Origin of the sequence: Streptomyces colwelliae (assembly GCF_048158785.1) — a bacterium.
GTDB lineage: Bacteria > Actinomycetota > Actinomycetes > Streptomycetales > Streptomycetaceae > Streptomyces.
On sequence record NZ_JBLTJC010000687.1, the window covers coordinates 1 to 2,527 of the forward strand.

Consider the following 2,527-nt stretch of genomic DNA (forward strand, 5'->3'; position numbering starts at 1 on the left):
ACCCCGTACCGCTGCCCGTCCGAAACCGAACCGTCCGCCCCCACGACACTCCCGTGCCCCGTACGCCCGAGCCCATGAGCCGGCCCCGAACACCCCTGAGCCACCGCGATCCCCAGCGCGACCAACAGCGTCACCACGACGAACACGAACAACCGCTGCCGCAGCAACCGAGGATTCGCGGGCCGCCGCCCGGTCCCCGTGGTCCGCGGCCCGGTCCGCCCGGCACCACTACGAGGCGCGGGACGACTCCCGCTACCGGACCGCGTGGTGTTACGCCCCGAAGGAGTGGGCCGGGGAGCGCCCGGCCGGGACGGCACCCCACCCCCGCGTGACGGACTACCGCCACCCCGGGACGACGGCGCGGTACCGCGAGGCGCCGGCGTCCCCTGAGGACTCTGCGGACGCCGCTGACTCTGGGTGCGCTGCTGCTCGGGATAGCTGTCGGTGAGCCGCCCAGTAGGCCGATCCGCCTCCGCGGCACGCGGCCCGGGCGGCCGCACATCGGCCATGCCCTGAGCCTCGCGGGCGGCGATCTCCTTGAGCCGCAAGGACAGTTGGAGCGTGCTGGGCCGTTCCTCGGGGTCCTTCGCGAGGCACGCGCGGACGAGCGGCGCGAGCGCGTCCGGCACCCCGTGCAGCTGCGCCTCCTCGTGCACCACGCGGTACAGCATGACCTCGGAACTACCGTGCCCGAAGGGCGAGTCGGAGGTAGAGGCGTACGCGAGCGTGGCCCCGAGCGAGAAGACATCCGTGGCCGGAGTGACGGCCGCCCCCCGCACCTGCTCGGGCGCGAGGAACCCCGGCGAACCGACCGCCGTACCGACATGCGTGAGCGTCGACGCACCGGTAGCCCAGGCGATACCGAAGTCGATGATCCGCGGACCCTTGGGGGAGAGGAGGATGTTCGACGGCTTGAGATCCCGGTGGACGACCCCGGCCTCATGCACCGCGACGAGCCCCTCGGACAGGGCGGCCCCGATAGCGGCGACCTCGGCCGCTCCCAGCGCGCCCTCGTCGGCGACCTTGTCATGCAACGACGGCCCGGGCACGTACTGAGTGGCGAACCACGGCCGATCGGCGTCCAGATCCGCCGCAACCAGCCGGGCGGTGCACCCGCCACGAATCCGCCGAGCGGCCGAGACCTCGCGCGCGAACCGCGAACGGAACTCCTGGTCCTCCGCCAGATCCGGCCGGATGACCTTCAGCGCGACCCGCTGGCCCTTGCGGTCGGAGCCCAGATAGACGACACCCATTCCGCCCGCGCCGAGCCGTCTGTGAAGCCTGAACGAGCCGACGACGCGCGGGTCCTCGCGCCTCAGGCGCATCATCGCCATGTTCATCCCCGCTGCCCGGTCCGTGTGACGAGCGACAGCTTACGTTTCCAGGGGCGCCCGCGCGCAAAGGCCGCGCCCTCTCGGACCGACGGATTGTCAGTGCCGGGTGGGAAACTTGAAGAGTGGTCAGAGGCGTTGTGGACAGCAGGACTTCACATCACCTCGGACCCCAACCAACCATCGCAGAAGGGGGATTGAGCGCGTGAAGGGTGATCGCGTCGAGATAGTGGTGGACGCCGGCGACACAACACGTACCTACGAGGTGGTGGCGAGCAGGGCGGGCCGTCGGGTGGAGACGGCGGTGCGCCGAGGGGTGGTGGAAGTGAGCGAAGTCACCCGCAGCGGCTCCGTCGTCCGCACTGCCCGCTTCATGGCGACCAGGGTCCTCGCCCTGGTCGAGCAGCCGGTCCCGCGCGAGGACAGCTCAGAGAAAGCGGGGCACACCGGACTACCCCTCCGGGAAGACCCCGAGACGTAGGACCGGGTCTCCACCCAGGGGAGTACTCCGCAGGTCATCGCTCATCCTCCGGGAGGCCCGCCAATCGGTACGAGGGCATGACGACCCGTACCCGCCGCACGCCTAGATTTGAGGTCAAGCGGCGGGTGCAGCACTCGTCCCCCGAGGTCAGACACCCGCCGCTGCCAACGACAACTGAGCTAGGTCAACGGAGCACGGTCAGGAGAGGGACCATGGCCCACACGGCACCGCGGGCATTGATCCGCGAAGAGGGACGCAAGGCCTACAACGCGGCCTTCCACACTCGCCGCACGGGCCGTCGCCACCCACTGGTGGCGACCTTGATGGCACTTCCCCTGGCGGTCCTGCTCCTCGTCGTCTTCGACGGCTGGGAGACCGTGGCCACACAGGCGTCGTCCGTGGGAGTGATGCTGGGGCGCTGAGCGGCGACCCCAGGCCCGGAAGAGCGGTCCGGGCGGGGACATCAACCCATGAAACCCCGTGGGGACGGGGGTGCGGCGGACGGCAAAAAAGCCGGCGCAGCTGGGGAGCTGCGCCGGCTTTGCTTTGCCCTTTTCCTGCCGACGACGCCGGCGTTCCCGTTTCAGTACAGGCCGACATCACTCAGCCCGTCCGGCGTTTGAGGACGAGGCCGTTCAGGCCGAAGGGGGTCTGGGGCGCAGCCCCAGGCGGGGTCGAAGGGGCGGCAGCTCCTGGAGGATGGGAAGGGTAGGGG

General features: G+C 70.5%; 3 protein-coding genes. 2 read left to right on the plus strand and 1 reads right to left on the minus strand.

Going from position 1 to position 2,527, the window contains the following annotated elements:
• Nucleotides 1-1,340: serine/threonine-protein kinase (locus tag ACNFOC_RS53185; RefSeq protein WP_416966139.1), on the minus strand; the 1,340-nt coding region annotated here is incomplete at its 3' end.
• Nucleotides 1,341-1,536: 196 nt separating this feature from the next.
• On the opposite strand from ACNFOC_RS53185, the gene ACNFOC_RS53190 reads away from it, so the two are divergent.
• A complete protein-coding gene (locus ACNFOC_RS53190; protein ID WP_033282228.1) occupies nucleotides 1,537-1,812 on the plus strand; it encodes a DUF8836 family protein in 276 nt (91 codons plus the stop codon).
• Nucleotides 1,813-2,024: 212 nt separating this feature from the next.
• Nucleotides 2,025-2,234 (plus strand): hypothetical protein, encoded by a 210-nt coding sequence (locus ACNFOC_RS53195; RefSeq protein ID WP_317888187.1) that lies wholly within the window; start codon nucleotides 2,025-2,027, stop codon nucleotides 2,232-2,234.
• Nucleotides 2,235-2,527 lie beyond the last annotated feature (293 nt).

What these genes read in the sequence shown, in the direction of transcription:
- ACNFOC_RS53195 (WP_317888187.1), top strand. Translation starts at nt 2,025, where the DNA reads ATGGCCCACACGGCACCGCGGGCATTGATCCGCGAAGAGGGACGCAAG.